The organism is Oceanisphaera submarina (assembly GCF_046521305.1).
Lineage (GTDB): Bacteria > Pseudomonadota > Gammaproteobacteria > Enterobacterales > Aeromonadaceae > Oceanimonas > Oceanimonas submarina.
Genome location: NZ_JBKGFN010000005.1, coordinates 24,757 through 51,123, shown reverse-complemented (window position 1 = coordinate 51,123; position 26,367 = coordinate 24,757). Strand labels below are relative to the sequence as shown.

Genomic DNA, 26,367 nt, shown 5'->3' with positions numbered 1-26,367 from the left:
CCTATAATTTAAGTGCGACGTCCCGATTATTCTTCCTTGTTTTTAACCAGGTCTGCTGGATTAATGTGAGTCCATTTTGAACGTGGGCGATCCAGGTACTGGAAGTGCTCATTGGTAAAGCTGCCCTGGATACAAACATATTTACGATCTTCCGTATGGATGTCGTTCCTATCTGTCAGTAGTGTGTCTAACACACTCGGTCCGGTTGAATGGTAGACTCCCATGGACGGATCATAATGTTCAATGTTATATAGTACATTTTCAATTGCTTTCTGGAGATCCTGATTATTCGGTGCAGAGGCAATGAAATAGTTGGTAAGTCGAGTGTTATTATCTATTTTGATATAGATGGCTTTATTTTCTTCACCTATCAGTTTGTCCAAAGGCCAGACCAAGGTGGCATCTATATCCATATAAACACCACCTTCAAGGTTTAATACGACTAAACGCCATAGGTCTGCTTGCGCCGCACCATTAGTGAGTCTCATATAGGCAGCATAGACTTCTTTCTGTGCGTTTTTTTGTAGATATTCACCACGAGCTTCGGTGCTGACATAGCGGTAGTCACAGTTTAGAGACATTAAGCGATTAAAAAGGTAGTTCATGTACACCGGCAAGGTACACTTGTTGGTGAAATTTGTTTGCCAGATAGTACGTGGAATCACACTGCGATTGGAGAGTTTTAATTTTGCCGAAGAGTATTCAGGAATCGTGAAACGTAAATTTGGTAATAAAAAATGGAAGGGATAAGCAATCAACTTGAAAATGTTACCCACTAATCGAATAGAGCGGTTGGCAACAAGAATTGGAAGTTTTTTCATGATAAATCCTGTGGTTAAGCAATATGCCACTCATCAAGGATGAGATATAGGTAATAGTATATTAATGTCTATCAGGACATTCATCATCGTTAATGCTCCCAGCTAATATTGCTTTTTATTACTCTCGCCGGAGTGCCTGCAACAATGGTTTTTTCTTCGACATTTTTGGTGACGACAGCACCAAAAGCGATAATACTGCCATCGCTGACGGTGACTCCCTTGAGTATTGAGGCGTTGGCAGCGACCCATACATTATTTCCGATGTGGATATCCCGAGGATGATTCAATATTTCTCTGGTGTCGACATCGTAAATGGGGTGGCCATCATAGGTCATGACATTGATGTTACGAGAAAACATGCAGTGCTCACCTATGGTGAGTCGGGTACCCTCGCCCTTGGCGGAAAGGTAGGCGCCACCTATATCGGTTTTTTTTCCTATTTGAATGAGACAGTTGTTACCCACTATCTCTAAGGTACTGAAGCTGATATTGGCACCGTCTTCAATTTCTATGGTGTTGTTTTCTCCCCTGATACTGATAACGCAGCGTCGGAACTTACCATTGCCAAGAACAATAAGCTGGTTTCCCCTGCCGGATAATTTTATCTTGTTCCATATCAGATAAGAGTCGGGGCTTGCAGAGATATTGCCGCCTTTTTTCTTTATGATATTCAGTAGTCTTAATATCAGCGTGCTAAGCATGAAAATATCCCAGTGACTCGGCTAGAGGCTATTTATTTTTCCTGAACACATAATTCCCCCGGATCTTGCGCCACAGGCCGAATACGTCGGTGCGGGGGAAGATGGCGATGCGGCGGATCTGGTAGGGATCTTCGTGCATGGCCAGGGGGCCGCTGTCGGTGGCTACCGCGAAGGGATAGTCCAGCTGTTGAGCTAACGTCTTGCTGTCCTGATTATGGCTGCCGAAGGGGTAGGAGAACGAGACCAGCTTCTGACCCAGCAATTGTTCCAGTTGTGCCTTGTTCTCGGCAATTTCGTGGCGCTGGCTGTCTTTATCCAGGGTGTTCAGGTGGGGGTGGGTCAGGGTGTGACCACCAAACTCCACCAGGCCGGAATCGGCCATTTCCCTGATCTGGTCAGGGCTCATCAGCTCTACCCGCTTTTCCGGATGGTCCGGGTTTTCCACATCCCAGCGGTTGAACTGCTCACCGGTGACCATGTAGATTACCGCCTTGAAGCCGTACTTTTTCAGCAGAGGAAACAGTAGTTCATAGTTGTCTCTATAGCCATCGTCGACGGTGATGATGATGTACTTCTTGCCCGGCGCGAGGCGGCTGGCCATACCCTGTTCGGCCAGATCGGCGAAGGTGAGGGTTTCAAAGCCCAGTCGCTTGAGCAGTTTGAAGTGCTTTTCCAGCATATTGACGTGCATGTAGGTGCCATGTACGCCTTTTTCGCCGTCACTCCTGATGAAGCGGTGATACATGATGATGGGCACTTCCCGGCGAAGCCGGTGCACGTAAACGCTCTGATAATGTTGCTCCAGCTCGTCGGCTACGGCTTTCAGGTCGTAGCTCGCCTTTACCCGCGTAGCCAGACCGGCAGTGTCGTCGTCGGTATTGAGAGCATCGGCAATCCGGGTGGGCAGGGCGGCGAAGTCGATATCCAGATCCTTTGGCCCTATATCGCCGAAGTTGCTCGCCATGGCCGCATCCAGGTTGTCGGCAGTGACCAGACCAGGTGCCTGCGCTTCGCCCACGGCAAACACAGGGCGCCCCATCAGGATGGACTCCATGGCCACTCTGCCGGCACCGAGCACCAGATCCGAGTTCGCCATCAGGCCTGGAACATCCTGCACATAGCCCAGAAAGTTTACCTTGTCCTTGAAACGCTCGAACTGTTCCGGGATCTGTGTGCCCGAGGCGACCTGCACCCGGTATTTTTCCAGATCCAGGCATTGCTCCAACAGCCGGTAGCACAGCTCGCCCTTGGGGCCGCTGAGCCGACCTATGATGCTGATCACCGGCTTGTCGTTTGTCGGTGCCGGTACGGGTCGATACTGACTGGTATCGATGCCGTTACGGCCGATGGCAATCAGTTGGGGCATTACCCCCAGGCTGCTGATGAGCTGATCTCGTACCGCTTCGCACACCGCCAGAGCCCGGTCGCCGAGGGCATGGAACTTCTTGCGTGAGGCATGCACCGGCTGGCGGCCATGCACAGTGGTGATCATGGGAGTGCCGGTCAGCTTGCAGGCCACATGACAGCTCCAGCTGGAGGCTCGGCTGTGGGCGTGTACCAGCTGGATGCGATGTTTCTTGATCAGGTAGATCAGGTAGCCCACATGCCAGAACCGGCGCGGTACGCTGCGCTTGTTGAAGCGCAGCTTGAAATACTCGCCCTGGTGCGGTTTGGTCAGAGTATCGGAGACGTAAAACACCGAGTGTCCGCGCCGACTGAGCTCGTCACCCAGGGTAGTGGCATAGACTTCTGCCCCGGTTACTTCCAGCTGGGACAGCGCCATCAATATATTCATGGAATCTTCCGTTTCGGGCCGCCGGTTATTTGTTCAGCCACGCCATGTATTCGCTCACGCCTTCGGCCACGGTCTTGAAGTCGTGGGGGTAACCGGCGGCGCGGAGCTTGGTGAGATCCGCCTGGGTAAAGCTCTGATAGCGGCCTTTGAGCTGTTCGGGGAAGGGGATATATTCTATCTGGCCCTTGCCGTGGTGCTTGATCACCGCCTCGGCCACATTCTGGAAAGGTTCGGCCCGACCGGTGCCACAGTTGTAGATGCCGGACACTTCCGGGTTCTGCCAGAACCACAGGTTCACCTGGCAGACATCGCTGATATAGATGAAATCGCGCATCTGACCGCCGTCGGGGAAACCGTCGCAGCCTTCGAACAGCTTGGGGTTTTCGCCCTTGTGCAACTGGGTGTTGAGGTGGAAGGCCACGCTGGACATACCGCCCTTATGCTGCTCGCGCGGGCCGTAGACGTTGAAATACTTGAGCCCCACCACCTGGGAGTTGATCTCGGGCATCAGTCGGCGCACGTACTGGTCGAACAGCTGCTTGGAGTAGCCGTAGACGTTGAGCGGCTGCTCGTACTGCGGCTCTTCGATGAAGTTGTCGTTGCGTCCGCCATAGGTGGCGGCAGAAGAGGCATAGATAAAGGGAATGTCCCGTTCCACGCAATAGTGCAACAGATCCTTGGAGTACTCGTAGTTGTTCTCCATCATGAACTTACCGTCCCACTCGGTGGTGGCCGAGCAGGCGCCTTCATGGAAGATGACTTCGATGCCACCCCATTCCTCGAACTCGTCGCCGGAGACGATGCGGTGGATAAACTCGTCCTTGTCCAGGTAATCGGCGATGGTCAGATCGACCAGGTTAACGAACTTGGTACCATCGGTAAGGTCGTCGACGACCACTACATCGGTGCGCCCCTGGTCGTTGAGGGTTTTTACCAGATTACTGCCGATAAAGCCGGCGCCGCCAGTCACAATGATCATCGCTTTTTGCCTCTTGCTGGCCGGAACCTGTCCGGCTGAACGAAGTAAAATAAAGTCGAAGTTTACCATGCTTGCGCGGCAGAAAACTAACCCGTCGGCCTGTGTTACTATTCAGTGATGATATTGAGCATCTGGTTAACAGGATGAAGACCAAGGATCGTATTGTCACCGCCGCCCTGCTGTTGTTTAACGAGCAGGGAGAGTCGAATGTAACCACCAACCATATCGCCGCGCACCTGGGGATCAGTCCGGGTAATCTTTATTATCATTTTCGCAACAAAAACGACATTATTCACCGTATTTTCCTGCAGTATAGCGACCATTTACGCAAAAGTTTCACGCCGACTACCGGGGCGGCCAACGCTAGCCCGGCGGTGTGGTTTCACTATCTGGACGCCATTTTCTATGTGATGTGGGAGTTCCGTTTCTTCTACGCCAACCTCAACGATATTCTGCATCGGGATCAAGAATTGCATCTGCAGTATCTGGCGGTACAGCAAGAGCTGACGGTGAACCTGCAGGCCCTGCTGCGCGAGATGACCAGTCAGAAGGTGCTGGCCATTCCCGATGAGGAAATCGAGCCTCTGACCGAGGTGCTGCGGATGCTGGTGTCGTTTTGGATCAGCTACCAGTCGGCTCAGTCGCTGACTCCGCATATCAGTCAGGCGGTGCTGTATCAGGGGGTAGCCCGGGTATTATTGTTGCTCAAACCCTATTTTCATCCGGATAAAGGACTAGAGTTGGCAACTCTCATGGCGCATTATCAGGTTCTGGGTTCCGTCCCTGGTGATCCATTTCACAAATAGGATAAAGTTTGGAATATGTTATGAGGCTTGAGTGTCTAGGTAGTAAAATGGTCTGCATTAAACCCAGATAGCCAGATTGATAGCGGGAGTTCACTATGTCATCGGCATTTTATGCTTATTTATCCGAACAGTTAGCACAAACCAAAGCAGAGGGACTCTACAAGCAAGAGCGGGTGATCACCTCGGCACAGAGTGCCGCCATCGAGGTGGGACAGCGGGAGGTGATCAACTTCTGCGCCAACAACTATCTGGGCCTGGCCAATCATCCCGAGCTGGTCGAGGCGGCCAAGCAGGGGCTGGACAGCCACGGCTTCGGCATGGCTTCGGTGCGTTTCATCTGCGGTACCCAGGATCTGCACAAGCAGCTGGAAGCCGACCTGTCCGCTTTTCTGGGCATGGATGACACCATTCTTTATACCTCCTGCTTCGATGCCAACGCTGGCCTGTTCGAAACTCTGTTGGGGCCGGATGATGCCATCATCTCCGATGCCCTCAACCACGCCTCCATCATCGACGGCGTGCGCCTGTGCAAGGCCAAACGTTACCGTTACGCCAATAACGACATGGCCGAGCTGGAAGCCCGTTTGCAGCAGGCGGACGCCGACGGCGTCCGCTTCAAGCTGATTGCCACCGACGGCGTCTTCTCGATGGATGGCGTCATCGCCAATCTCAAGGCCATCTGCGATCTGGCGGACAAATACAATGCCATGGTAATGGTGGACGACTCCCATGCGGTCGGTTTCGTCGGCGAGCAGGGGCGCGGTACCCCGGAATTCTGTGACGTGATGGACCGGATCGACATCGTCACCGGTACCCTGGGCAAGGCGCTGGGCGGTGCCTCCGGCGGTTATACCTCGGGCAAGAAGGAAGTGATCGACTGGTTGCGCCAGCGTTCACGGCCGTACCTGTTCTCCAATTCGGTGGCGCCGGCCATAGTGGCGGCTTCCATCAAGGTGCTGGACATGCTGAAGAACGGCGACAGCCTGCGCAACAAGGTGCGGGAAAACAGCGCCTATTTTCGCGAGCAGATGAGTGCCGCCGGCTTTACCCTGGCGGGGCAGGATCACGCCATTATTCCGGTGATGCTGGGTGATGCCGCCCTGGCGGCCCAGATGTCCGACAAGCTGCTGGAGCGGGGCATCTATGTTATCGGCTTCTCCTTCCCGGTGGTGCCCAAGGGTCAGGCCCGCATTCGTACCCAGATGTCGGCGGCCCACAGCCGCGAACAGCTGGACAAGGCCATCGGCGCCTTTATCGAGGTCGGCCGCGAGCTGGGTATCGTTTAAGGAGAGCATGATCATGAGAGCATTGGCAAAACTGAAGGCAGAACCCGGCATCTGGATGACACAAGTGCCCGAGCCCGAACTGGGGCACAACGATCTGCTGATCAAGATCCGCAAGACGGCCATCTGCGGCACCGATATTCATATCTACAACTGGGACGAATGGTCCCGGAACACCATACCGGTGCCCATGGTGGTCGGTCACGAATACGTGGGCGAAGTGGTGGCCCTGGGCCAGGAAGTCCGCGGCTTTGCGGTGGGCGACCGGGTGTCCGGCGAAGGTCATATCACCTGTGGCCACTGCCGCAACTGCCGGGCCGGACGCACCCACCTGTGCCGCAACACCGTCGGTGTGGGTGTTAATCGTGCAGGAGCTTTCGCCGAGTATCTGGTGATCCCGGCCTTCAACGCCTTCAAGCTGCCCGACGAGGTATCCGACGATCTGGCATCCATCTTCGACCCCTTCGGCAATGCGGTCCACACGGCGCTGTCGTTCGATCTGGTGGGTGAAGATGTGCTGATCACCGGTGCCGGCCCCATCGGCATCATGGCGGCGGCCGTGGCCCGCCATGTAGGTGCCCGTCATGTGGTGATCACCGACGTCAACGAATACCGGCTGGAGCTGGCACGCAAGATGGGTGTGACCCGGGCGGTTAACGTGGCCACCGACAAGCTGGATGCCGTGATGGCCGAGCTGGGCATGACCGAAGGCTTCGACGTGGGTCTGGAAATGTCCGGGGTGCCGATGGCGTTCGGCGACATGCTGGACAAGATGAACCACGGCGGCAAAATCGCCATGCTGGGCATTCCTCCGTCCGATATGGCCATCGACTGGACCAAGGTGATTTTCAAGGGCCTGGTGCTCAAGGGCATCTACGGCCGGGAGATGTTCGAAACCTGGTACAAGATGGCCAGTCTGATCCAGTCGGGTCTGGATCTGAGCCCCATCATCACCCACCACTTCAAGGTCGACGATTTCCAGCAGGGCTTCGACACCATGCGTTCCGGCCAGTCCGGTAAAGTCATCCTCGACTGGACCTAAACATTACACTACGGGGATGGGGGCCATGCAGGCGTTCATCCCCGATATTCCTTTCCCGAGATTCTCCCCCCCCCTTAATCCTTCATGCCAGCCTGTACCCTGGTCTTCGATAATTTGCCCGGGGTTGGTTGTACGTTCACACATCGGCTTAAAAAATCGATCTTTTTGACTGTGATCTCAACTCCGGACAAAGGGCCCGCTCCGCCGACCCGCTCGAGCACATCCATGCTGGCGCTCAGCACATGACATCCCTGTCATGTGATGGTCGGTGGAGCAGATCCCTTTGTCCTCTTCTACGCACTGGCGTTGCTGGTTTGATAGCCAACCGTTAACTCGGGCGTAATGTGAGACGATCCGCGCCCTGCTTCACAATCTCCGGATTTAGGTTATAACTGGTGCCATGCGAAGCACTTTTTCGCTTGTGAAACCGGCACACTCGGGTTAGAAAAAGAGCAGGCCGTAGTATTTTCGGCGCAAGAACTCAACGGACAGAGGAAATCTTGATGATCACATGGAACAAGAAAGCGGTGGTGGCGGCCGTCTCGGCGGCCCTGGGTTATGGAGCTGCGTTTGCTGCCTCGGCGGAAACCGTCAAGGTGGCCATTGCCGGCCCGGTGACCGGGGCCGTGGCCCAATATGGTGACATGCAGTTTACCGGTGGCCGCATGGCGGTCGAAATGCTCAACAAATCCGGCACCCTGGGTGACTACACCCTGGAAGCAGTGGAATATGACGACGCCTGCGATCCCAAGCAGGCGGTGGCGGTGGCTAACCGGGTGGTCAACGATGGCATACAGTTTGTGGTGGGCCACCTGTGCTCCGACAGCACGCTGCCGGCCTCGGATGTGTATGACGACGAAGGCATTCTGATGATTACCCCGGCGTCCACCAACCCGGTTATTACCGAACGGGATCTGGAATTCGTGATGCGTACCATAGGTCTCGACAGCGATCAGGGCCCCACCGCTGCCCGTTACATTCTCGAGCAGATCAAGCCCGAGCGCATCGCGGTGATCCACGACAAGAAACAATACGGTGAAGGCCTGGCGTCCAGCGTGCGTGATGCACTGAAAGACGCCGGGGTCGAGGTGGTGGCCTATGAAGGGGTGACTTCTGGCGACAAGGACTTCTCGACGCTGATTGCCAAGCTGCAGCGCGACAAGGTCGACTTCGTCTACTACGGCGGTTATCACCCGGAGCTGGGGCTGATCTTGCGCCAATCGGCCGAAAAAGGCTTCAAGGCTCGCTTCATGGGCCCCGAGGGCGTGGGCCACAAGGACATTACCTCCATCGCCGGTGACGCCTCGGAAGGCCTGCTGGTGACCCTGCCCAAGAAATACGATCTGGATCCGGCCAACGCCCCCGTGGTGCAGGCCATTCAGGCCAAAGGCGAAGATCCGTCCGGTCCCTTCGTCTGGACCACCTATGCGGCGGTGGAAGCCATTGCCGAGGGTATCAAGCGCGCCGGTACCGATCCGGAAGCGGTGGCGAAGGCCCTGCGCGCCGAGCCGGTGGACACCGTCATGGGTCCGCTGAGCTGGGATGAAAAAGGCGATTTGCTGGGCTTCGAGTTCGGCGTGTTCGAATGGCACAAGGACGGCTCTTCTTCTCAGATGTAACGCGCGAGCGGGACAGACTCCGCCAGCCGTAACCCGGGGCCTTACGGCCCCGTTTTGATATCACCATGAACGACAGTTTCGGATGATTCGATATCAGCACCGAGTGTCGGTATCAACAGCCGTTGTTCAGGGATCCACAGTGCTACGACAAGGAAAGGTTGTATGTCTGAGCCCACTCTTTATTTTATCCAGCAGCTGCTCAATGGCCTGACCATCGGCAGTACCTATGCGCTGATCGCCATCGGCTACACCATGGTTTACGGCATCATCGGCATGATCAACTTCGCCCACGGCGAGGTGTACATGATCGGCGCCTATGCCGCCTTCATGGTGATGACAGGTCTGATGATGATTGGCATCGACAGCACCTGGCTGCTGCTGACCGCCGCCTTTCTGGTGAGCATCACCCTGACCAGCGTTTACGGCTACTCCATCGAACGGGTCGCCTACCGGCCGCTGCGCGGCAGCAAACGGCTGATCGCGCTGATCTCCGCCATCGGCATGTCGATTTTTCTACAGAACATGATGCGCCTGTCCCAGGGCTCGCGTGATATTGCCATGCCCAGCCTGATCCCCGGCGGCTGGAGCTTCGGTGACGGCGGCTTTCAGGCTTCATTGTCTTACATGCAGTTGATCATCTTCATCGTGACCTTCGTGGCCATGACACTGCTGTCGCTGTTTATCTCCCGCTCCCGCATGGGACGGGCCTGCCGGGCCTGTGCCGAAGATTTGAAAATGGCCAACCTACTCGGCATCAACAGCAACACGGTGATCGCCCTGACTTTCGTTATCGGCGCGGCCCTGGCGGCGGTGGCCGGCGTCTTGCTTGGCTCCTATTACGGGGTCATCAACCCCTATATCGGCTTCATGGCCGGGCTCAAGGCCTTTACCGCCGCGGTACTGGGTGGTATCGGCAGCATTCCCGGGGCCGTGATCGGCGGTCTCTTGCTGGGGGTGACCGAAGCCATGACCGGTGCCTACTTCAGCACCGAATACAAGGATGTGGTGTCCTTCGGGCTGCTGATCGCGGTGCTGCTGTTCATGCCGACCGGCATTCTGGGTAAACCGGAGGTAGAGAAGGTATGAGCAAGTTAAAACCTGCACTGATTGCCGCGGCCCTGTTTCTGCTGCTGGCCGGCTGGCTGCTCGGTTTTCGGCTCGAAACCGCCAGCACCCGATTGATCGTTTCCAACCGTATGGGCGAGGCCTGGGAGTGGCTGGCGCTGGGCACGGGCCTGGTGTTTGCCGCCCAGTTGTTTCAGCACCAGCTGCGCAAGCCCTTTCAATATCTGTCGGATCGCAAAAGCGGTTTCGTCCTGCCGGCGCCGGAAGAGCGGCCCTGGCTGTATCGCATCGTCACCGTGCTGGTGCTGGCCGGCCTGCTGATCTGGCCCTTCATGGGTTCCCGTGGCGCCGTGGATCTGGCCACCCTGACCCTGATTTACGTGATGCTGGGGCTGGGGCTGAACGTGGTGGTGGGCCTGGCCGGGCTGCTGGATCTGGGTTACGTCGCTTTTTATGCGGTGGGTGCCTACAGCTATGCCCTGCTCAATGCCTATCTGGGATTCGACTTCTGGACCTGTCTGCTGATCTCCGGCGGCATGGCGGCGTTGTTCGGTTTCCTGCTCGGCTTTCCGGTGCTGCGGCTGCGCGGTGACTATCTGGCCATCGTGACCCTGGGTTTCGGCGAGATCATCCGTATTCTGCTCAACAACATGACCGAGCTCACCGGTGGCCCCAACGGCATCGCCGGCATTCCCAAACCCACCCTGTTCGGGCTGGAGTTCGAGCGGCGGGGCGAGAATACCTTTCATCAATTTTTCGATATTGCCTACAACTCGGGCCACAAGGTCATTTTTCTCTACCTGCTGGCGCTCTTGCTGGTGATATTCACCATCTTCATCATCAACCGTCTGCTGCGCATGCCGCTGGGCCGGGCCTGGGAGGCGTTGCGCGAGGATGAAATCGCCTGTCGCTCGCTGGGTCTCAACCCGACGCTTATCAAGCTCAGCGCCTTTACCATAGGGGCCGCCTTCGCCGGCTTTGCGGGCAGCTTCTTCGCCGCCCGTCAGGGGTTCATCAGCCCCGAGTCATTCGTGTTTATCGAGTCGGCCATCATCCTGGCCATAGTGGTGCTGGGCGGCATGGGCTCGCAGATTGGCGTGGTGCTGGCGGCCATCGTCATGACCATATTGCCGGAGCTGACCCGGGAGTTTAACGAGTACCGCATGCTGCTGTTCGGCCTGCTGATGGTATTGATGATGATCTGGCGGCCTCAGGGGCTGCTGCCGATGCACAGACCCCAGATGGAGCTGAAATCATGACGGCCCTGTTAAACGTATCCGATCTGACCATGCGCTTCGGTGGCCTGGTCGCCGTCGACAAGGTTGCACTCAGTATGGATGAGCGGCAAATCGTCTCGGTGATCGGTCCCAACGGTGCCGGAAAAACCACGGTATTCAACTGCCTGTCCGGTTTCTATCGGCCAAGCGGCGGCACCGTCAATTTCAAGGGCCGGGCCATACAAGGGCTGCCGGGCCATAAAATTGCAAGACGTGGCATGGTGCGTACCTTTCAGCACGTGCGGCTGTTCAAGGAAATGACGGTGCTGGAAAACCTGCTGGTGGCCCAGCACTTTCATCTGAATACCGGTTTTTTGTCCGGCCTGTTGAAGACTCCGGCCTTTCGCCGCTCCGAACGGGACGGGTTGGCGCGGGCTCATTACTGGCTGGAAAAGGTGAATCTGACCGAGTTTGCCAACCGCACCGCCGACAACCTGGCCTATGGCCAGCAGCGGCGGCTGGAAATTGCCCGTTGCATGGCGGCGCGACCGCAACTGCTGATGCTGGACGAGCCGGCGGCGGGTCTCAACCCGAACGAGACCCGCGAGCTGGATCGATTGATTTGTGATTTGCGTGATAACGAAGGGGTCAGCATCCTGCTGATTGAGCACGACATGAAGCTGGTGATGGGCATCTCCGACTATATCTATGTGGTCAATCAGGGACGGCCGCTGGCCGAAGGCACCCCGGAGCAGGTGCGCAACAACCCCGATGTGATCAAAGCCTACCTGGGAGAGACCTGAGCATGCTGCATGTCGATAATGTCTGTGCCGGCTATGGCAAGATACAGGCGCTGGAAGATGTGACCGTCGAAATAAAACAGGGTGAAATCGTCACCCTGATCGGGGCCAACGGTGCCGGCAAGACCACCCTGATGATGACCATCTGCGGCGAGCCCAGGCCCACTCGGGGGCGGGTGCTGTTCGAAGGGCAGGATCTGGGCGGTCTGGATACCGCCGCCATCATGCGCCAGGACATCGCCATCGTACCCGAGGGGAGGCGCATCTTTGCCCGGCTGACGGTGGAAGAAAACCTGCACATGGGCGCCTTCTTCGTCGACAGGCGCGAGCACGCGGCGCTGCTGGCGGAGGTATACCAGATGTTCCCCCGGCTCAAGGAGCGCATGAATCAGCGGGCCGGCACCATGTCCGGCGGCGAGCAGCAGATGCTGGCCATCGGCCGGGCGCTGATGAGCAAGCCGCGGTTGTTGTTGCTGGACGAACCCTCGCTCGGGCTGGCGCCCATCATCATCGCCCGGATTTTCGAGACCATAGCCCGGCTGCGGGACGAGAAGGGCATGACGGTCTTTCTGGTGGAGCAGAACGCCAACCAGGCGCTCAAGCTGGCGGACCGGGGCTATGTGCTGGAAAACGGCCGCGTGGTGCTGGCCGATACCGGTGCCGCCCTGCTGGTCAACGAACAGGTCAGGCAGGCCTATCTCGGCGGCTAGGATCAGCCTTGATGCCAAGGCCGCCGAGATTGGGTAAACTGCCCTAAATTCACGCTAGGAGTAACTCATGGAGCAGTTTGCCCATATTTCGGTGGCCGAGGCCGATACCCTGCTGGCCGAAGGCCATGCCCGACTGGTTGATATTCGCGATCCCCAGTCTTTCGCCCAGGCCCATGCCGCAGGCGCCTTTCACCTGACCAACGATACCCTGGTGTCCTTTACCAACGAAGTCGACTACGAGACTCCGGTTGTGGTGATGTGCTACCACGGCGTCAGCAGTCAGGGTGCGGCCCAGTACCTGATCAATCAGGGCTTCGAGGAAGTCTATAGCCTGGATGGCGGCTTTGAAGCCTGGCGCCGCACCCAGGCGGTGGTCACGGCCTGATGAAGTTGCTGCTGGTGCTGGATGATCCGCGCCGGGCTCAGTCGTTCGTGGATTACCTGGCCGATATGGGCCTCAAGTGCGAGCTGACCCTGGATGATGACAACAATGTCAGCATCTGGCTGGTGAACGAGTCCCGCTTTCAGCAGGCCCAGCAGGAAGTGAAACGCTTCATTGCCGAGCCGTTGCACCCCCGCTATCAGGATGCGGCCTGGCGCCAGGGCGACACCCATGTGCATTTCAGCACAGATTCGGGCCGGCCCGGGCTGGCCCGGGATCTGTTGCACCGGACCGGACCGGTCAACATGCTGGTACTGCTCGCCTGCCTGGCCATTTATGGCCTGAGCTGGCTGGGTTTGCCGATGTTCGGGTTACTGGCGTTTCCTCCCAGCTGGGAGTCACTGCTGGGCGCGGAGTTCTGGCGTGCCTTCACCCCGGCGCTGCTGCATTTCTCCCTGATGCACCTGGTGTTCAACCTGTTCTGGTGGTGGTATCTGGGCGGCATGGTGGAGCGGCGGCTGGGGCACGGCAAGCTGTTGCTGTTGCTGCTGGTGGCGGCGGTGCTACCCAATCTGATGCAGTTCTGGGCCAGCGGCCCCCGTTTCGGTGGCCTGTCCGGGGTGGTGTATGCCCTGCTGTCCTACGTCTGGTTGTCCGGCCGGCTCAATCCGGCCCGGGGCATAGGCTTGCCGGACGGCATGGCGGTGTTCATGGTAGTCTGGCTGGTGTTGGGCTTTGCTGGCGTGCTGGGGCCGGTGGCCAACCTGGCGCATCTGGGCGGTGGGCTTATCGGCCTGTTACAGGCCTGGTTCGATCGTGGGCGTCGGGCGTCCTGACATCCGTTTACTGATACAGGAACTTGGTAAACAGCAGGCGATGGACAGGCGTCTCGCCGGTTTCCTTCAACAGTAAATCGTTGAGCCGCCGCTGTCCTTCGTCGGTCAGTTCGTTGCGTACCTGCAGCGAGCGGATTTCCTGCTGATTCTGTTCTGCCAATAGGTCATTGATGGCATCGCGTAGCAGCGGCATATGCTGCTCCACCAGCGGCATCTGATCGGCACTTTCCAGCATGATATCGACGGATACCCGGATATAACCCAGGGTCTGCCCCGAATTCTGGTAGTTGGTAATAATGTCCGGCGTCATGGTGTAGTATAAGGGCCCCTCGGGAGCCGTCTCCTGAGCCCGAAGCTGGCCGGCGGTCAACAGGATACAAAGAGCGATCAAGCGGAACATCGTAAGCCTTTCTGTCTGAATAATAAGAGCATTGTTTAAACAAAGCGGTGGCCGGTCAAGCGAATATGTATTTTTCAGGATAAAGCAGCGATTCAAGTATGTGTTTTGCCATTTCAGGAAGTGCCAGTGACTAACACCGCCGATCATGACTGGCACTGGGGGCCGGAATTACCGCGGTCCCGGATGCCGCTGTGCAACTGGCTACAGGATACCGGCTCTCTGACCGAACGGCTGCGCCGTCATTGCCGGCAGTTCCGGGTTCAGTTACAGAGCACCACAGCCGAAATAACCCTTACCCCGACCCAGGCCGCATGGATTGGCGCCGACCGTGCCTTTTGCCGCGAGGTCTTGCTGCTTTGCGACGAACAGCCCCGGGTCTATGCCAGTTCCCTGTATTCTCCCTCGAGCCTGCATGCGATTCCGGCCCTGGGTGGGCTGGGCCAGCGAGCCCTGGGCGAATTGCTGTTTGAAGACCCCCAATTGTTGCGCAGCGACTTCGAGTTTGCTTGTCTGACGGAGGCACAATGGCGGCAGTTGTCCCGGATGCAGGGGATGACGCAACACCTTGATCAGCTGGCAAATGGACCTTCGCTCTGGGCCCGCCGTTCTCTGCTGGCCACCGGCCAGGCAGGGGTGCTGGTCACCGAATTGTTTTTGCCTGCGGCCCAGGCATACCGAGAATAGAGAGAACCATGACGACGACTGCAACCCGACCACGCTGGCGCGCCTATATGGCGCTGGCCCGACTCGACAAGCCCATCGGCACCCTGTTACTGCTGTGGCCTACCCTGTGGGCGCTCTGGATTGCCGGCGATGGCCGGCCCTCATTCTGGCTGCTGCTGGTGTTTGTGGCCGGAGTCTTTTCGATGCGTTCGGCCGGTTGTGTGATCAACGATTATGCGGATCGCCATATCGACGGTCACGTCAAGCGTACCCAGGGCCGACCGCTGCCGAGCGGTGAGCTGACCGAACGTCAGGCACTGGGCTTTTTCGCGTTGCTGGTGGGAATATCCTTCGTGCTGGTGCTGACCACCAACGCCCTGACCATTTTGTTGGCGGTGGCGGGTCTGGGCTGGGCGGCGCTTTATCCTTTCATGAAGCGCTATACCAACCTGCCGCAGCTGTTTCTGGGCATCGCTTTTTCCTGGGCTATTCCCATGGCCTTCGCCGCCCAGAGCGACAGCCTGCCGCCGGGACTCTGGTTGCTGTTCGCCGCCAATCTGACCTGGACCATCGCCTACGACACCATGTATGCCATGGTGGACCGTGACGACGATCTGCGCATCGGGGTCAAGTCGACCGCCATCCTGTTTGGTCGCCGCGACAAGCTGATAGTCGGCCTACTGCAACTGCTGACCCTGACGTTGCTGGTGGCGGCCGGTCAGGCGTTCGGCCTTGGGCCGCTCTTCTACTGGAGTCTGCTGGCGGCGGCGGGCCTGTTTGTATACCAGCAGCGACTGATCCGCGACCGGGAGCGTATGGCCTGTTTCGGCGCCTTCCTCAACAACAACCATGTGGGCATGCTGGTGTTCGCCGGTGTGGTATTGACGCTGCTGTAAGTCTGATGCCGGGACGGCCAAGTCGCCACAATACGATCACCGCAGGTCGCGCCGCACGGCACTGGGCAGCAGCGGATAGAGTACGTCCCGCAACTGTGCCAGCTCTTTCTGTCGGGGGAGCCCCTGACACAAATAACCTTCTTCTTCCAGCGCGTCGGTCAGCATCCTGAACAGAGTCTTGTCGAACAGCTCCGGCGCCTGCATGCCGTGCAGCATGGCCAGATGTTCGGCCAGCAGTCGACTGTCGTCCTCCAGCTGCTGCGCACCAGCATCGGATGCCAGACATGACACCACCACCCCATAGCGTTGCAGCGAAGGCCGGATAATCCGGGCCAGCAGCAGTAACTGCATTTGCTGCCGGGGGACGACCCACCAGCCCGCCTGGCGAAATTCGACGAGCCCCAGGCCCTCCAGAGTTTTCAGTTGAAGCTCCAGCTGCGCCGGCAGCTGTGACGGTGTGACGTTGAGAAACAGCTCGGCCCTGAGCAAGGGATACAAACGCTGCAAGCGGCGCAGTAATTCTGTGGTGACCATACCTTCGTGCCGTTCTATCAGGGTGGACAGCAGCGCCGGCAGGGCGAACAGGTGCAAGATGTTGTTGCGATAATAGCTGAGCAGTACCGATTGCCGTCGGTCGAGGTGGATGATCTCGCCCAGTCGGTTGCTTTCCCGCTTGAACTTGTCGAGCTCCAATGCCTGTTCCAGTAATTGTTCGCCGTCTTGCTCCGGTATGACCACATCATCGCTGTAACGACAGCTGCGCAGGTAGTCCAGATAAAGCTGTACCTGTCGTTGCAGCTGCCGGCGGGTGAGCGCCTGCCGATCCGAGGCCAGCAGGGCGGTGGCGCTCAGGGTCAGGCCGTTAACCGCGGCGGCGGCATTGATTCGGGTCATCACCTCGCGGGCGAGAGGGGAAACCAGATCGCGGGCATGGCCGGTGGCTTGTCGGGCTAGCCACTCGGCCAGCGGCAAGGGTTCGCCGAAGTTGACGAAGCCCCGGCCGAAATTGCGTAATTTGTGCAGTATGCCCAGTACCTGCCAGACACTTTCCTGCTGCTTGCCGCTGCCCTGTAATTCCTTATGGTAGGTGCTGACCTCCACTACATGCTCATAGCCCAGGTAGACCGGGATCAGGGTGATGGGACGATCGCCGTTCTCCATGGCGGCGCCGAGTGTCATGGACAGCATGCCGGGTTTGGCCGGCAGCAGGCGGCCGGATCGGGAGCGGCCACCTTCGGCGAAATACTCCACCGCATAGCCGCGACGAAACAGCAGCTTGAGATATTCCCGGAATACGGTGGCGTACAGCTTGTTGTCTTTGAAGGTACGACGAATGAAGAAGGCGCCACCCCGGCGAAACAGCGGTCCGGCGGGGAAGAAATTCAGGTTGATGCCGGCGGCGATATGGGGCGGCACCATGCCCTGATGATAAATAACGTAGGACAGCAGCAGATAGTCCATATGGCTGCGGTGACAGGGCAGGTATACCAGCTCGTGACCTTCCTGCGCCAGCTGTCGTACCCTCTCGGCACCGGTGACCGAGAGGCCACGATACAGTTTGTGCCAGAGCCAGCCCAGCAGCCGATCGCCGAAGCGGATCAGCGGATAGGAAAAGTTGGAGGCGATTTCATTCATGTAGTCCTGCGCCTTGCGGCGCGATGACTCTTCGCTTTGCTGCTGCTCGTGGCTGTGATCGATAATGGCCTGCTGCAATGCCGGCGTTTGCAGCAGTTGCTTCAACAGCAGCTCCCGGTTGGGCAACCTGGGGCCCGTGGCCGCCAGCCTTTGTCGGCTGAAATGGATGCGGGCGATACGCGCCAGCTTGTGAGCCAGTCGGGGGTCGGCAGTGGAGCGTTCCAGCAGTTGTGACAGCAGCAAGGGGGCGCTGAAACGAACCCGGTTTTCCCGGCCTTTCAGCAGCACGATCAAGGCCTTGTGCAGGGCATTGGGGGATCGGCTCTGCACTATGCTGAGCGAGGAGGATGTGTCTCCTTCCCGGCCCGGTGCCCGGCCCCAAAACAGGGTAACCGGCACCAGTTGAATAGGCGTCTGTTGCCGCCGCTGGGTAAGCAGCAACTGGTTGAACTCCTCCAGGTAAGGAGTGACGCTGCGGGGGCGGTCACCGAGGGTGTCCGGCTTGTCCAGGCAGATAAATCGCGGTAGCTCATTGCCGTTCAGTCGCAGCGGTTCGAAGGGGCCGGGTAGGCCCAGCCGTTCGGTGCTGAGCTCCAGGGTCAGCAGATCGGAGATCGAGGCGGTTTTCAGTATATAGACTACCGGTCTGGCCGGATCGATGGCCAGTTCCGCCACCGGATCGGCAGGCAAACTCTTGTGGTTGACCAGGGTGGCGATCAGCGGCCGAAACAGGCGTCGACCGAAAGGGGACCCGAACATCATAAAGCAGGAATTCCAAGATCAATGCGGCCGCAAAGATTATCAGATCGGACCTCCGATGTCTTGAGGCGAGCCGCCCCGGATTTTGTACTTGCTCTGGCGGATTTACTGGATATACTGACAGTTAACTGTATAAAAAAACAGGTCCATTATGAAAGCCCTTACGCCTCGCCAGTCTCAGGTACTGGAGATCATCAAAGAGCATATTCAGCAGACCGGGATGCCGCCGACCCGTGCCGAGATTGCCCGGACTCTGGGTTTTAAATCTGCCAATGCCGCCGAAGAGCATCTCAAGGCACTGGCCAAGAAAGGCGTCATCACCATGATGCCCGGTACCTCTCGTGGTATTCGCCTGACCGAAGAGGAAGAAGAGGCGCTGGGGCTGCCGCTGATCGGGCGGGTCGCCGCCGGTGAGCCCATACTGGCCCAGCAGCATATCGAGAGCCACTACAAGCTGGATCCGTCCCTGTTTCACCCTTCGGCCGATTTTCTGCTGCGGGTAAAGGGGATGAGCATGAAAGACATCGGCATCATGGATGGTGATCTGCTGGCGGTACACAAGACCCAGGAAGTCCGCAACGGCCAAGTGGTCGTCGCCCGGCTGGACGATGAAGTGACGGTCAAGCGTTTTCAGCGCCAGGGCAGCAAGGTCAGCCTGTTGCCCGAAAATGAGGAGCTTTCTCCGATAGAGGTGGATCTGCGCAGTCAGGAGCTGATTATCGAAGGCCTCGCCGTCGGCGTGATCCGCAACGCCGACTTCTGATTTTCCTCTGATCTGAACAGCGCACTCCGGGGTGGTTCATCTGCCCCGCTTCCTTTCTGGTTTTCCGTCTCGAATGTATGCTCCCTCTTCTTGAACATCGAGTTGCCCTTAAGCAGCGCTAACGGGCGACTCCTATTCCTTCGCTAAGCCCTAATACCAGTAACATTAAACACTCGATCTGTTTGACTGTCATGCCAATCCCGGACAAAGGGCCCGCTCCACCGACTCGCTCAAGCACCTCCTTGTGAGGCTCAGCACATGACGTCCCTGTCATGTGATGGTCGGTGGAGCAGATCCCTTTGCCCTCCTTGATGTTCCGGCGCGCCCTCTGCAGGCAACTCGGAGTTCCAGAAGAGGCAACAGAGAACGGCTCCCACGACCGTGAAATGCCAGGGACGGCATTTCCGAGCTCCCACGGATGGGTTTATGGCGTGTCGAGGGAGGCGGCTGTGTTGCCTCTGGTCTGGGGGCCTCAATATGACCAGATCATTACTGGGATTGGTATAACTTCCTTTTTTACTTCAATTTTTTACTTTTTCATTATCAGTGCTTTACTTAGTGAGTGCCGGGCCGAGGGATGTGGTAGCCCGACAGGCACTGACTCGTTATATGAGTACACCAAAAATACAGGAAGAAACTTTTGGGGGTGCGTGTGAAGCCGATTATTCTGCTGTTGTCCTTGCTGACAACCCTGCCGGTGCGGGCTCAAGCCCGTTTGAATATGACCGAAGGGGTCACCGATATCAGCCAGAAGGTATATGGCCTGCATATGACGATACTGATCATCTGCGCCATTATCGGTCTGCTGGTGTTCGGGGTCATGTTCTGGGCCATTATCCATCATCGAAAATCCAAAGGTGCCCGGGCGGCGCAATTTCATGAAAGCACCAGGGTCGAGATCCTCTGGACCCTGATCCCCTTCGTCATTCTGATTGCCATGGCCGTTCCTGCTACCCGCACCCTGGTGGCGATGGAAGACGCCTCTCAATCCGATATCACGGTGCAGGTCACCGGTTCCCAGTGGAAGTGGCATTATCGTTACTTCGACGAGGGGGTCGAGTTCTACAGCCTGCTGGCCACCTTGCCCCAGCAAATAGAGGGTCGGGTGGCCAAGGGGAAGAACTATCTGCTCGAAGTCGACCAGCCGCTGGTGCTGCCTACCGACCGCAAAATCCGTTTTTTGATCACTTCCGATGACGTTATCCACTCCTGGTGGGTGCCGGCGTTCGCGGTGAAAAAAGACGCCATTCCCGGCTTTATCAACGAGGCCTGGACCCGCATCAACGAGCCGGGCCTGTATCGAGGCCAGTGTGCCGAGCTGTGTGGCAAGGACCATGGTTTCATGCCGATAGTGGTGGATGCCCGTTCTCCCGAGGAGTTCGACGGCTGGCTGGCCCAGGCCCGGGCCAGCCAGGCCGAGGCCAAGGCCGCGGAGCAGGAACTGGTGGCGATGGAAATGACCATGGACGAGCTGATGCGGTTGGGTGAGCAGGTTTATCAGCGCAGCTGTGCCGCCTGTCACCAGGTCAGTGGCGAAGGAATACCCGGCGCCTTTCCGGCACTCAAGGGCAGCGAGCTTGTTCTCAACGACAAGGCCGGCCACATCAATGTCGTGCTGTACGGCAAGGCCGGCACCGCCATGCAGAGTTTCGACAAGCAGCTGGCGCTGAAAGAACTGGCCGCGGTGATCACCTATGAACGCAATGCCTGGGGTAACAACACCGGTGAGCTGGTGCAGCCCGGCGATATCAATCAGGCCAGGCAGGGACAATAGGGGGCAGGGATGACACAGCTAAACGTAACAGACACCGCCGATGAGCATATGAACCACGAAGAGGCGCATCATGGACCGGCCAAAGGCTTCAGCCGCTGGCTGTTTACCACCAACCATAAAGACATCGGGACCATGTACCTGCTGTTCAGCCTGACCATGTTCTTTATTGGTGGCGGCATGGCCATGGTGATCCGGGCCGAGCTGTTTCAGCCGGGCTTACAGCTGGTGGAACCGAACTTTTTCAACCAGATGACCACAATGCACGGTCTGGTGATGATCTTCGGCGCCGTGATGCCGTCCTTTGTCGGTCTCGCCAACTGGATGATACCCATGATGATAGGGGCGCCGGACATGGCCTTGCCGCGCATGAACAACTGGAGCTTCTGGATACTGCCCTTCGCCTTCGTGTTGATGCTGTCGTCGCTGTTCATGCCCGGGGGCGGCCCCAACTTCGGCTGGACCTTCTATGCGCCCTTGTCTACCACCTATTCACCGGACAGTACCGCCCTGTTTGTGTTCGCCATTCATATCATGGGTATCAGCTCCATCATGGGAGCCATCAACGTCATCGTTACCATCTGGAATCTGCGGGCGCCGGGCATGACCTGGATGAAGCTGCCGCTGTTCTGCTGGACCTGGCTGATCACCGCCTTTCTGCTGATCGCGGTGATGCCGGTGCTGGCGGGAGCTGTGACCATGGTACTGACCGACAAGTACTTCGGCACCAGCTTCTTCGAGGCCGCCGGTGGCGGTGATCCCGTGATGTTTCAGCATATCTTCTGGTTTTTCGGGCATCCCGAGGTGTACATCATGATACTGCCGAGTTTCGGCATTATCTCTGCCATCATCCCCACCTTCAGCCGCAAGCCCTTGTTCGGTTATGCCTCCATGGTGTATGCCACCGCCTCTATTGCAGGCCTGAGCTTTCTGGTGTGGGCGCATCACATGTTTACCGTGGGCATGCCGGTGGCGGCCGAGCTGTTCTTCATGTACTGCACCATGCTGATTTCGGTGCCGACCGGGGTCAAGGTGTTCAACTGGGTGGCTACCATGTGGCGAGGGTCGCTCAGCTTCGAAGTGCCCATGCTGTTCGCCATTGCCTTTATCGTGCTGTTCAGCATCGGCGGTTTCAGCGGCCTGATGCTGGCCATTACCCCGGCCGACTTTCAGTATCACGACACCTATTTCGTGGTGGCTCATTTCCACTATGTGCTGGTGACCGGCGCCATCTTCTCGGTGCTGGCGGCGGTGTACTACTGGCTGCCCAAGTGGACCGGTTACATGTTCAATGAGCGGCTGGCCAAGTGGCACTTCTGGTGTTCGGTGATTTCTGTCAACGTGCTGTTCTTCCCCATGCACTTTCTGGGATTGGGCGGTATGCCCCGCCGTATTCCCGACTATTCGCTGCAGTTTGCCGACATCAACGCTCTGGTCAGCATCGGCGGCTTTGCCTTCGGTCTGTCTCAACTTATCTTCGTTGTCGTGCTGATCAAGTGTATCCGCGGTGGAGAAAAGGCCCCGGCCAGTCCTTGGGAAGGAGCGCACGGGCTGGAATGGACGGTGCCGTCGCCGGCGCCCTACCACACCTTCAGCAGGCCTCCGGAGGTAGAAGGCAATGGCTCACGGTAACAGGATAGCGATCCGACTCGGCCTGTTGGCGGTGGCCATGTTCGGGTTCGGCTTTGCACTGGTGCCGCTGTATGACGTCTTCTGCGATATCACGGGGCTGAACGGAAAAACCGCCACCAGTGCGGTAGCCGAATCCCGGATGGTAGACGAACAGCGGCTGGTCACGGTGGAGTTCGTCACCTATCAGAGCAGTGGGTTGCGGGGAGACTTCACTCCCTCGGTGCGCCGCTTGCAGGTGCGACCGGGCGAGATGCATCAGGTGGACTTCACCGTCAACAATCCCGGGGCCGATGCCCGGGTGCTGAGGGCCATTCCCTCGGTATCACCGGGGCTGGCGGCAGGCTACCTGCGCAAGACAGAATGCTTCTGTTTTCAGGAACAACCCATAGCGGCAGGGGACGAGGCGGTGATGCCGATGCGCTTCTATGTGGATCAGGCACTGCCGACGGACATAGAAGTATTCACCCTGTCCTACACCCTGTACGACATCAGCGAGCAGCTTGCCACGCGCAGCTGAGCTCAAGGAGGCAAACATGGCGGTCAAGACTCAGCAATATTATGTACCGGCCCAGAGTCCCTGGCCGATAGTGGGCGCCCTGGGGTTGTTTCTGCTGGCGTCGGGCGCCGGTCTCTGGGCCGCGGGCATCGCCGGCATCACGGGCCCCCTGGTCTTTTCCGCCGGCACCCTGGTGATGACGGTGATGTTGTTCGGCTGGTTCGGCAACGTGATTAACGAGTCTCACGCCGGGCTCTACAGTGACCAGATGGACAGATCCTTTCGTCAGGGTATGAGCTGGTTCATCTTCTCCGAGGTGATGTTCTTCGGCGCTTTCTTCGGCGCCCTGTTTTACGCCCGCATCCTGGCCGTGCCCTGGCTGGGCGGAGCCGGCAATAACGCCATGACCAACGCCGTGCTGTGGCCCGACTTCAGTGCCAGCTGGCCCCTGCTGCAGACGCCGGGTGGCATCGAAACCACCGCCATGGGCTGGTTTGGTTTACCGCTTATCAACACCGTTATTCTGCTGACCTCGTCGGTGACCGCACATCTGGCTCATCTGGCCCTGTTGCAGGAGCGCCGGTCGCGTATCAAGCAATGGCTGGGCCTTACCGTGTTGCTGGGTCTGACCTTTCTGACGCTGCAGGTATGGGAATATGTGCATGCCTACGAAGCGCTGGGGTTACGGCTGGACTCGGGTATCTACGGCAATACCTTCTTTCTGCTCACCGGCTTTCACGGTGCCCACGTCACCCTGGGTACCCTGATGCTGTTCATCATGTGGTTGCGGGTGCGCAAGGGGCACTTTACCCCGGCTCAGCATTTCGGCTTTCAGGCCAGCAGCTGGTACTGGCACTTTGTCGATGTGGTCTGGCTCTGTCTGTTTGTCTTTGTCTATATCCTATAGAGGATTCAATGGAGGCTTATGTGGGGGTGGCGTTGGGCACCAGCAGGCCGGCGGCCAGCGCCACTATCAACAGCAGCACTATGATCACGGCGAATAACAGACGGCGGCCTATGTAGCGACTCATCAGCACAGGATCTCGCTGAGAGAGCATGGCCTTCAGGCCCAGTAGCAGGTTGCCGATCATACAGAATAGCAGCAATACAATCAGTAGTTTGAGCAGCATGAGCGTTTTCCTGGAGAGACTGGATGTTGAGTATAGGAAAAAGTGGGGGGCTGCTGGTACTGACCGGTGTGATGACTCTGCTGATGATCACCATGGGGATATGGCAGCTGTCACGGGCCGACGAGAAACGGCTGTTGCTGCAGGAATGGCAGCAACGTCGCAATATCAGCCTGGCGTTGAATGAAGCCCTAAGCATGCAGACCCCCTTCGGCTACCGTCTGGAGGTGAGTGGTGTCTATCTGGCCGGTGGCGATCTCTTTCTCGATAACCAGATAGAGTCAGGCCGGGTGGGTTATCGGCTGATCCGGCCGTTGCAAACCCGATATGGTCTGCTGGCGGTGGATACGGGCTGGTGGCCGGCCGACCCGGATCGGCGCAAGCTGCCACAGGTGCCTTCGCCGGAAGGCACAGTGCAGTTATCCGGCAATATCATCCGACTCTATGTTCCCCCCTTGTCTTTGGGCGAGGTGCCTTTCGAGCCCCGGCTGCGCCGTGTGTCCGGCCTGGAACAAATCCGGATAGAGCAAATATGGGGCCAGCAGGCGCTGCCCTTCGTGCTGAAACTTGGCGTTGAAAAAGATGACTGGCAGCCGGTGGTAATGGGGCCGGAGCGACATATCGGTTATGCGGTGCAGTGGTTTGCCATGACGCTGGCAATCTGGGTCGCCGCAGCGTGGTGTTATCGGAGGCGAGATGAAGCATAAAACCCGTAAAACCCATAAAACGATGCTGGCCTTGCTGGGTGTCTTTCTGCTGCCGGTGGGCCTGGCCTGGTTGACCCTGTCACAGGGCTGGTTCACCCCCGGTGTCAAGGCGCATGGGGAGTGGGTGGAGGGGCGGATCACCGAGGATACTCAGTGGCGGCTGGTCTTGCCGGTCCCCCCCGAATGCGAGTCCTGTGTGCTGGCCGAGCCCTTGCTGAACAATATCGACCTCGCCCTGGGACGAGACAGCAACCGGGTGTCGGTGCTGCGACTGCCGGCCAGTACCGGGCTGGAGGCGGGCTTTGTCTATATTGCCGACCCGCCGGGCCTGTTGATCATGCGTTACCCCCTGAGTGGCGATGAGGTCGGAGATCGGTTGACCGGCAAGGCGCTACTCGGTGACTTGCGCCGCCTGCTCAAATTTTCCCGGGCCGGATAGGAGGAAGCCATGCGTCTACTGTGCCTCTTTGCCTTTGGGCTGACCCTGGTGGTGGTGGTGCTGGGAGCCTATACCCGGCTGACCGATGCAGGCTTGGGCTGTCCCGACTGGCCCGGTTGTTATGGTTTCAACTATGTGCCCGGCTCGGCCCAGGACCATGCCACGGCGGCGCTGCGTTTTCCCGATAATCCGTTGGAAATGGCCAAGGCCCGCAACGAGATGGTGCATCGCTATGCGGCGGGCACCCTGGGTTGCACCATATTGCTGATGGCGCTCTGGTCGCTGCGTTCATCTCAAAGAGCCTATCGAGGCTTTACCTGGGGGCTGCTGGTGCTGGTGTGTGGCCAGGCGACCCTCGGCATGCTGACGGTGACCCTCAACCTGTTGCCTTTCGTGGTCATGGGGCATCTGTTGGGGGGCTTCACCATACTGGCGTTGCTGTTTCTTCTGCTCTGTAAAACCCGCCCACCCCGGGAGACCTGTCGTGGACGGAGCCTGGGTGGCTGGTTTCTGCTGGCGCTGGGGGCCTTGCTGCTGCAGATTGCCTTGGGTGGCTGGACGGCGGCCAACTACGCGGCCATGGCCTGCCTCGAGTTGCCTGTGTGTCAGGGCGACTGGCCGAGCCAGTGGCAGTGGAGCGCCTTTCATCCCCACGGGGTGCCGGCAGAAAACTACCAGTACGGGGTACTGAGCCAGGATGAAAGGGTCACCATTCATGCGGCACACCGGCTCTGGGCCATGGTCACCGCTTGTGTGTTGCTGATGCTGGCCTGGCGCCTGTGGCAGCAGCCGGTGCTGCGTTATTGGGGAGCCTGGCTGGTACTGGGAGTGATTATGCAGCTGGCGCTGGGGGTGGCCAATGTGGTGCTGCACCTGCCGCTGGCGGTGGCGGTGGCCCACAACGCCGGTGCCGCCATCTTGTTGTTGGTGTTAACGGGAACCGGTGAGCGACTCTGGCGAGCCAGAGCCAATCCGGTGCCTGTTCATGGCTTCGTCGCCGCAATGAATGAAAACTGACGGGAT

The 26,367-nt window shown here is 58.1% G+C and carries 27 protein-coding genes; 20 read left to right on the top strand and 7 right to left on the bottom strand.

All coding sequences use genetic code 11. From position 1 onward, the window contains the following. Window positions 1-26: 26 nt before the first annotated feature. The 4 genes from ACLEIV_RS06755 to rfaD form a co-directional block, all read right to left on the bottom strand. The gene (locus ACLEIV_RS06755) at window positions 27-821 is read right to left on the bottom strand and encodes a glycosyltransferase family 32 protein (protein ID WP_410455887.1); all 795 of its coding nucleotides are present in this window, start codon (window positions 819-821) and stop codon (window positions 27-29) included. An 89-nt stretch (window positions 822-910) separates the two neighbouring features. Further along, entirely contained in the window at window positions 911-1,522 is a 612-nt protein-coding gene (locus tag ACLEIV_RS06750) for an acyltransferase (protein ID WP_410455886.1), read from the bottom strand. A gap of 28 nt (window positions 1,523-1,550) precedes the next feature. Next, window positions 1,551-3,317, bottom strand: a complete 1,767-nt coding sequence (locus tag ACLEIV_RS06745) for a bifunctional glycosyltransferase family 4 protein/polysaccharide deacetylase (RefSeq protein WP_410455885.1) — start codon at window positions 3,315-3,317, stop codon at window positions 1,551-1,553. Window positions 3,318-3,342: 25 nt separating this feature from the next. Beyond that, complete coding sequence (gene rfaD / locus ACLEIV_RS06740; RefSeq protein ID WP_410455884.1) at window positions 3,343-4,296, bottom strand: ADP-glyceromanno-heptose 6-epimerase; 954 nt, start codon at window positions 4,294-4,296, stop codon at window positions 3,343-3,345. Between the two features lie 143 nt (window positions 4,297-4,439). Here rfaD and ACLEIV_RS06735 point away from each other — a divergent pair, with 143 nt between their 5' ends. From ACLEIV_RS06735 to glpG, 10 genes are all read left to right on the top strand, one after another. After that, window positions 4,440-5,102, top strand: coding sequence for a TetR/AcrR family transcriptional regulator (locus ACLEIV_RS06735; protein WP_410455883.1), 663 nt, complete (start codon window positions 4,440-4,442; stop codon window positions 5,100-5,102). A 95-nt stretch (window positions 5,103-5,197) separates the two neighbouring features. Next, window positions 5,198-6,388 (top strand): glycine C-acetyltransferase, encoded by a 1,191-nt coding sequence (locus ACLEIV_RS06730; protein WP_410455882.1) that lies wholly within the window; start codon window positions 5,198-5,200, stop codon window positions 6,386-6,388. A 13-nt stretch (window positions 6,389-6,401) separates the two neighbouring features. Next, a complete protein-coding gene (tdh, locus tag ACLEIV_RS06725; RefSeq protein ID WP_410455881.1) occupies window positions 6,402-7,427 on the top strand; it encodes an L-threonine 3-dehydrogenase in 1,026 nt (341 codons plus the stop codon). 503 nt (window positions 7,428-7,930) lie between these two features. Beyond that, on the top strand, window positions 7,931-9,046 hold the full coding sequence (locus ACLEIV_RS06720; protein WP_410455880.1) for a branched-chain amino acid ABC transporter substrate-binding protein: 1,116 nt from the start codon (window positions 7,931-7,933) through the stop codon (window positions 9,044-9,046). 162 nt (window positions 9,047-9,208) lie between these two features. Continuing rightward, complete coding sequence (gene livH / locus ACLEIV_RS06715) at window positions 9,209-10,132, top strand: high-affinity branched-chain amino acid ABC transporter permease LivH (protein WP_410455879.1); 924 nt, start codon at window positions 9,209-9,211, stop codon at window positions 10,130-10,132. After that, window positions 10,129-11,370 (top strand): high-affinity branched-chain amino acid ABC transporter permease LivM, encoded by a 1,242-nt coding sequence (locus tag ACLEIV_RS06710; protein ID WP_410455878.1) that lies wholly within the window; start codon window positions 10,129-10,131, stop codon window positions 11,368-11,370. Before livH ends, ACLEIV_RS06710 begins: the two co-directional genes overlap by 4 nt. Further along, entirely contained in the window at window positions 11,367-12,131 is a 765-nt protein-coding gene (gene livG, locus ACLEIV_RS06705; RefSeq protein ID WP_410455877.1) for a high-affinity branched-chain amino acid ABC transporter ATP-binding protein LivG, read from the top strand. The genes ACLEIV_RS06710 and livG overlap by 4 nt, the downstream gene beginning before the upstream one ends. A gap of 2 nt (window positions 12,132-12,133) precedes the next feature. Further along, window positions 12,134-12,838 (top strand): ABC transporter ATP-binding protein, encoded by a 705-nt coding sequence (locus tag ACLEIV_RS06700; protein ID WP_410455876.1) that lies wholly within the window; start codon window positions 12,134-12,136, stop codon window positions 12,836-12,838. Between the two features lie 67 nt (window positions 12,839-12,905). Beyond that, entirely contained in the window at window positions 12,906-13,223 is a 318-nt protein-coding gene (glpE, locus tag ACLEIV_RS06695) for a thiosulfate sulfurtransferase GlpE (protein ID WP_410455875.1), read from the top strand. Then, window positions 13,223-14,056, top strand: a complete 834-nt coding sequence (glpG, locus tag ACLEIV_RS06690; protein WP_410455874.1) for a rhomboid family intramembrane serine protease GlpG — start codon at window positions 13,223-13,225, stop codon at window positions 14,054-14,056. The genes glpE and glpG overlap by 1 nt, the downstream gene beginning before the upstream one ends. A gap of 7 nt (window positions 14,057-14,063) precedes the next feature. Here the strand turns inward: glpG and ACLEIV_RS06685 are convergent, their stop codons facing one another. Then, window positions 14,064-14,456 (bottom strand): flagellar basal body-associated FliL family protein, encoded by a 393-nt coding sequence (locus tag ACLEIV_RS06685; RefSeq protein ID WP_410455873.1) that lies wholly within the window; start codon window positions 14,454-14,456, stop codon window positions 14,064-14,066. A 126-nt stretch (window positions 14,457-14,582) separates the two neighbouring features. Between ACLEIV_RS06685 and ACLEIV_RS06680 the strand changes: the two genes are divergently transcribed. Both ACLEIV_RS06680 and ubiA read left to right on the top strand, forming a co-directional pair. Further along, window positions 14,583-15,140, top strand: a complete 558-nt coding sequence (locus ACLEIV_RS06680) for a chorismate--pyruvate lyase family protein (protein WP_410455872.1) — start codon at window positions 14,583-14,585, stop codon at window positions 15,138-15,140. Between the two features lie 8 nt (window positions 15,141-15,148). Further along, on the top strand, window positions 15,149-16,015 hold the full coding sequence (ubiA, locus tag ACLEIV_RS06675; protein WP_410455871.1) for a 4-hydroxybenzoate octaprenyltransferase: 867 nt from the start codon (window positions 15,149-15,151) through the stop codon (window positions 16,013-16,015). Window positions 16,016-16,051: 36 nt separating this feature from the next. Here ubiA and plsB read toward each other — a convergent pair whose 3' ends face one another. Further along, the gene (gene plsB, locus ACLEIV_RS06670; RefSeq protein ID WP_410455870.1) at window positions 16,052-18,412 is read right to left on the bottom strand and encodes a glycerol-3-phosphate 1-O-acyltransferase PlsB; all 2,361 of its coding nucleotides are present in this window, start codon (window positions 18,410-18,412) and stop codon (window positions 16,052-16,054) included. A gap of 148 nt (window positions 18,413-18,560) precedes the next feature. Between plsB and lexA the strand changes: the two genes are divergently transcribed. The 5 genes from lexA (at window position 18,561) to ACLEIV_RS06645 (ending at window position 23,978) form a co-directional block, all read left to right on the top strand. Then, complete coding sequence (gene lexA, locus ACLEIV_RS06665; protein ID WP_410455869.1) at window positions 18,561-19,172, top strand: transcriptional repressor LexA; 612 nt, start codon at window positions 18,561-18,563, stop codon at window positions 19,170-19,172. Window positions 19,173-19,824: 652 nt separating this feature from the next. Next, a complete protein-coding gene (coxB, locus tag ACLEIV_RS06660) occupies window positions 19,825-20,946 on the top strand; it encodes a cytochrome c oxidase subunit II (RefSeq protein WP_410455868.1) in 1,122 nt (373 codons plus the stop codon). A gap of 9 nt (window positions 20,947-20,955) precedes the next feature. Beyond that, a complete protein-coding gene (ctaD, locus tag ACLEIV_RS06655; protein WP_410455867.1) occupies window positions 20,956-22,575 on the top strand; it encodes a cytochrome c oxidase subunit I in 1,620 nt (539 codons plus the stop codon). After that, window positions 22,562-23,092 (top strand): cytochrome c oxidase assembly protein, encoded by a 531-nt coding sequence (locus ACLEIV_RS06650; RefSeq protein ID WP_410455866.1) that lies wholly within the window; start codon window positions 22,562-22,564, stop codon window positions 23,090-23,092. The genes ctaD and ACLEIV_RS06650 overlap by 14 nt, the downstream gene beginning before the upstream one ends. Before the next feature lie 16 nt (window positions 23,093-23,108). Next, window positions 23,109-23,978 (top strand): cytochrome c oxidase subunit 3, encoded by an 870-nt coding sequence (locus ACLEIV_RS06645; RefSeq protein ID WP_410455865.1) that lies wholly within the window; start codon window positions 23,109-23,111, stop codon window positions 23,976-23,978. Between the two features lie 16 nt (window positions 23,979-23,994). Here ACLEIV_RS06645 and ACLEIV_RS06640 read toward each other — a convergent pair whose 3' ends face one another. Next, window positions 23,995-24,201, bottom strand: a complete 207-nt coding sequence (locus ACLEIV_RS06640) for a DUF2909 family protein (protein ID WP_410455864.1) — start codon at window positions 24,199-24,201, stop codon at window positions 23,995-23,997. Window positions 24,202-24,224: 23 nt separating this feature from the next. Between ACLEIV_RS06640 and ACLEIV_RS06635 the strand changes: the two genes are divergently transcribed. From ACLEIV_RS06635 to ACLEIV_RS06625, 3 genes are read left to right on the top strand one after another with little or no spacing between them, the layout of a single operon-like run. After that, window positions 24,225-24,905 (top strand): SURF1 family protein, encoded by a 681-nt coding sequence (locus ACLEIV_RS06635; RefSeq protein ID WP_410455863.1) that lies wholly within the window; start codon window positions 24,225-24,227, stop codon window positions 24,903-24,905. After that, window positions 24,895-25,344, top strand: a complete 450-nt coding sequence (locus ACLEIV_RS06630) for a hypothetical protein (protein ID WP_410455862.1) — start codon at window positions 24,895-24,897, stop codon at window positions 25,342-25,344. The genes ACLEIV_RS06635 and ACLEIV_RS06630 overlap by 11 nt, the downstream gene beginning before the upstream one ends. A 9-nt stretch (window positions 25,345-25,353) precedes the next feature. Next, on the top strand, window positions 25,354-26,361 hold the full coding sequence (locus ACLEIV_RS06625; RefSeq protein WP_410455861.1) for a COX15/CtaA family protein: 1,008 nt from the start codon (window positions 25,354-25,356) through the stop codon (window positions 26,359-26,361). Window positions 26,362-26,367: the final 6 nt, after the last annotated feature.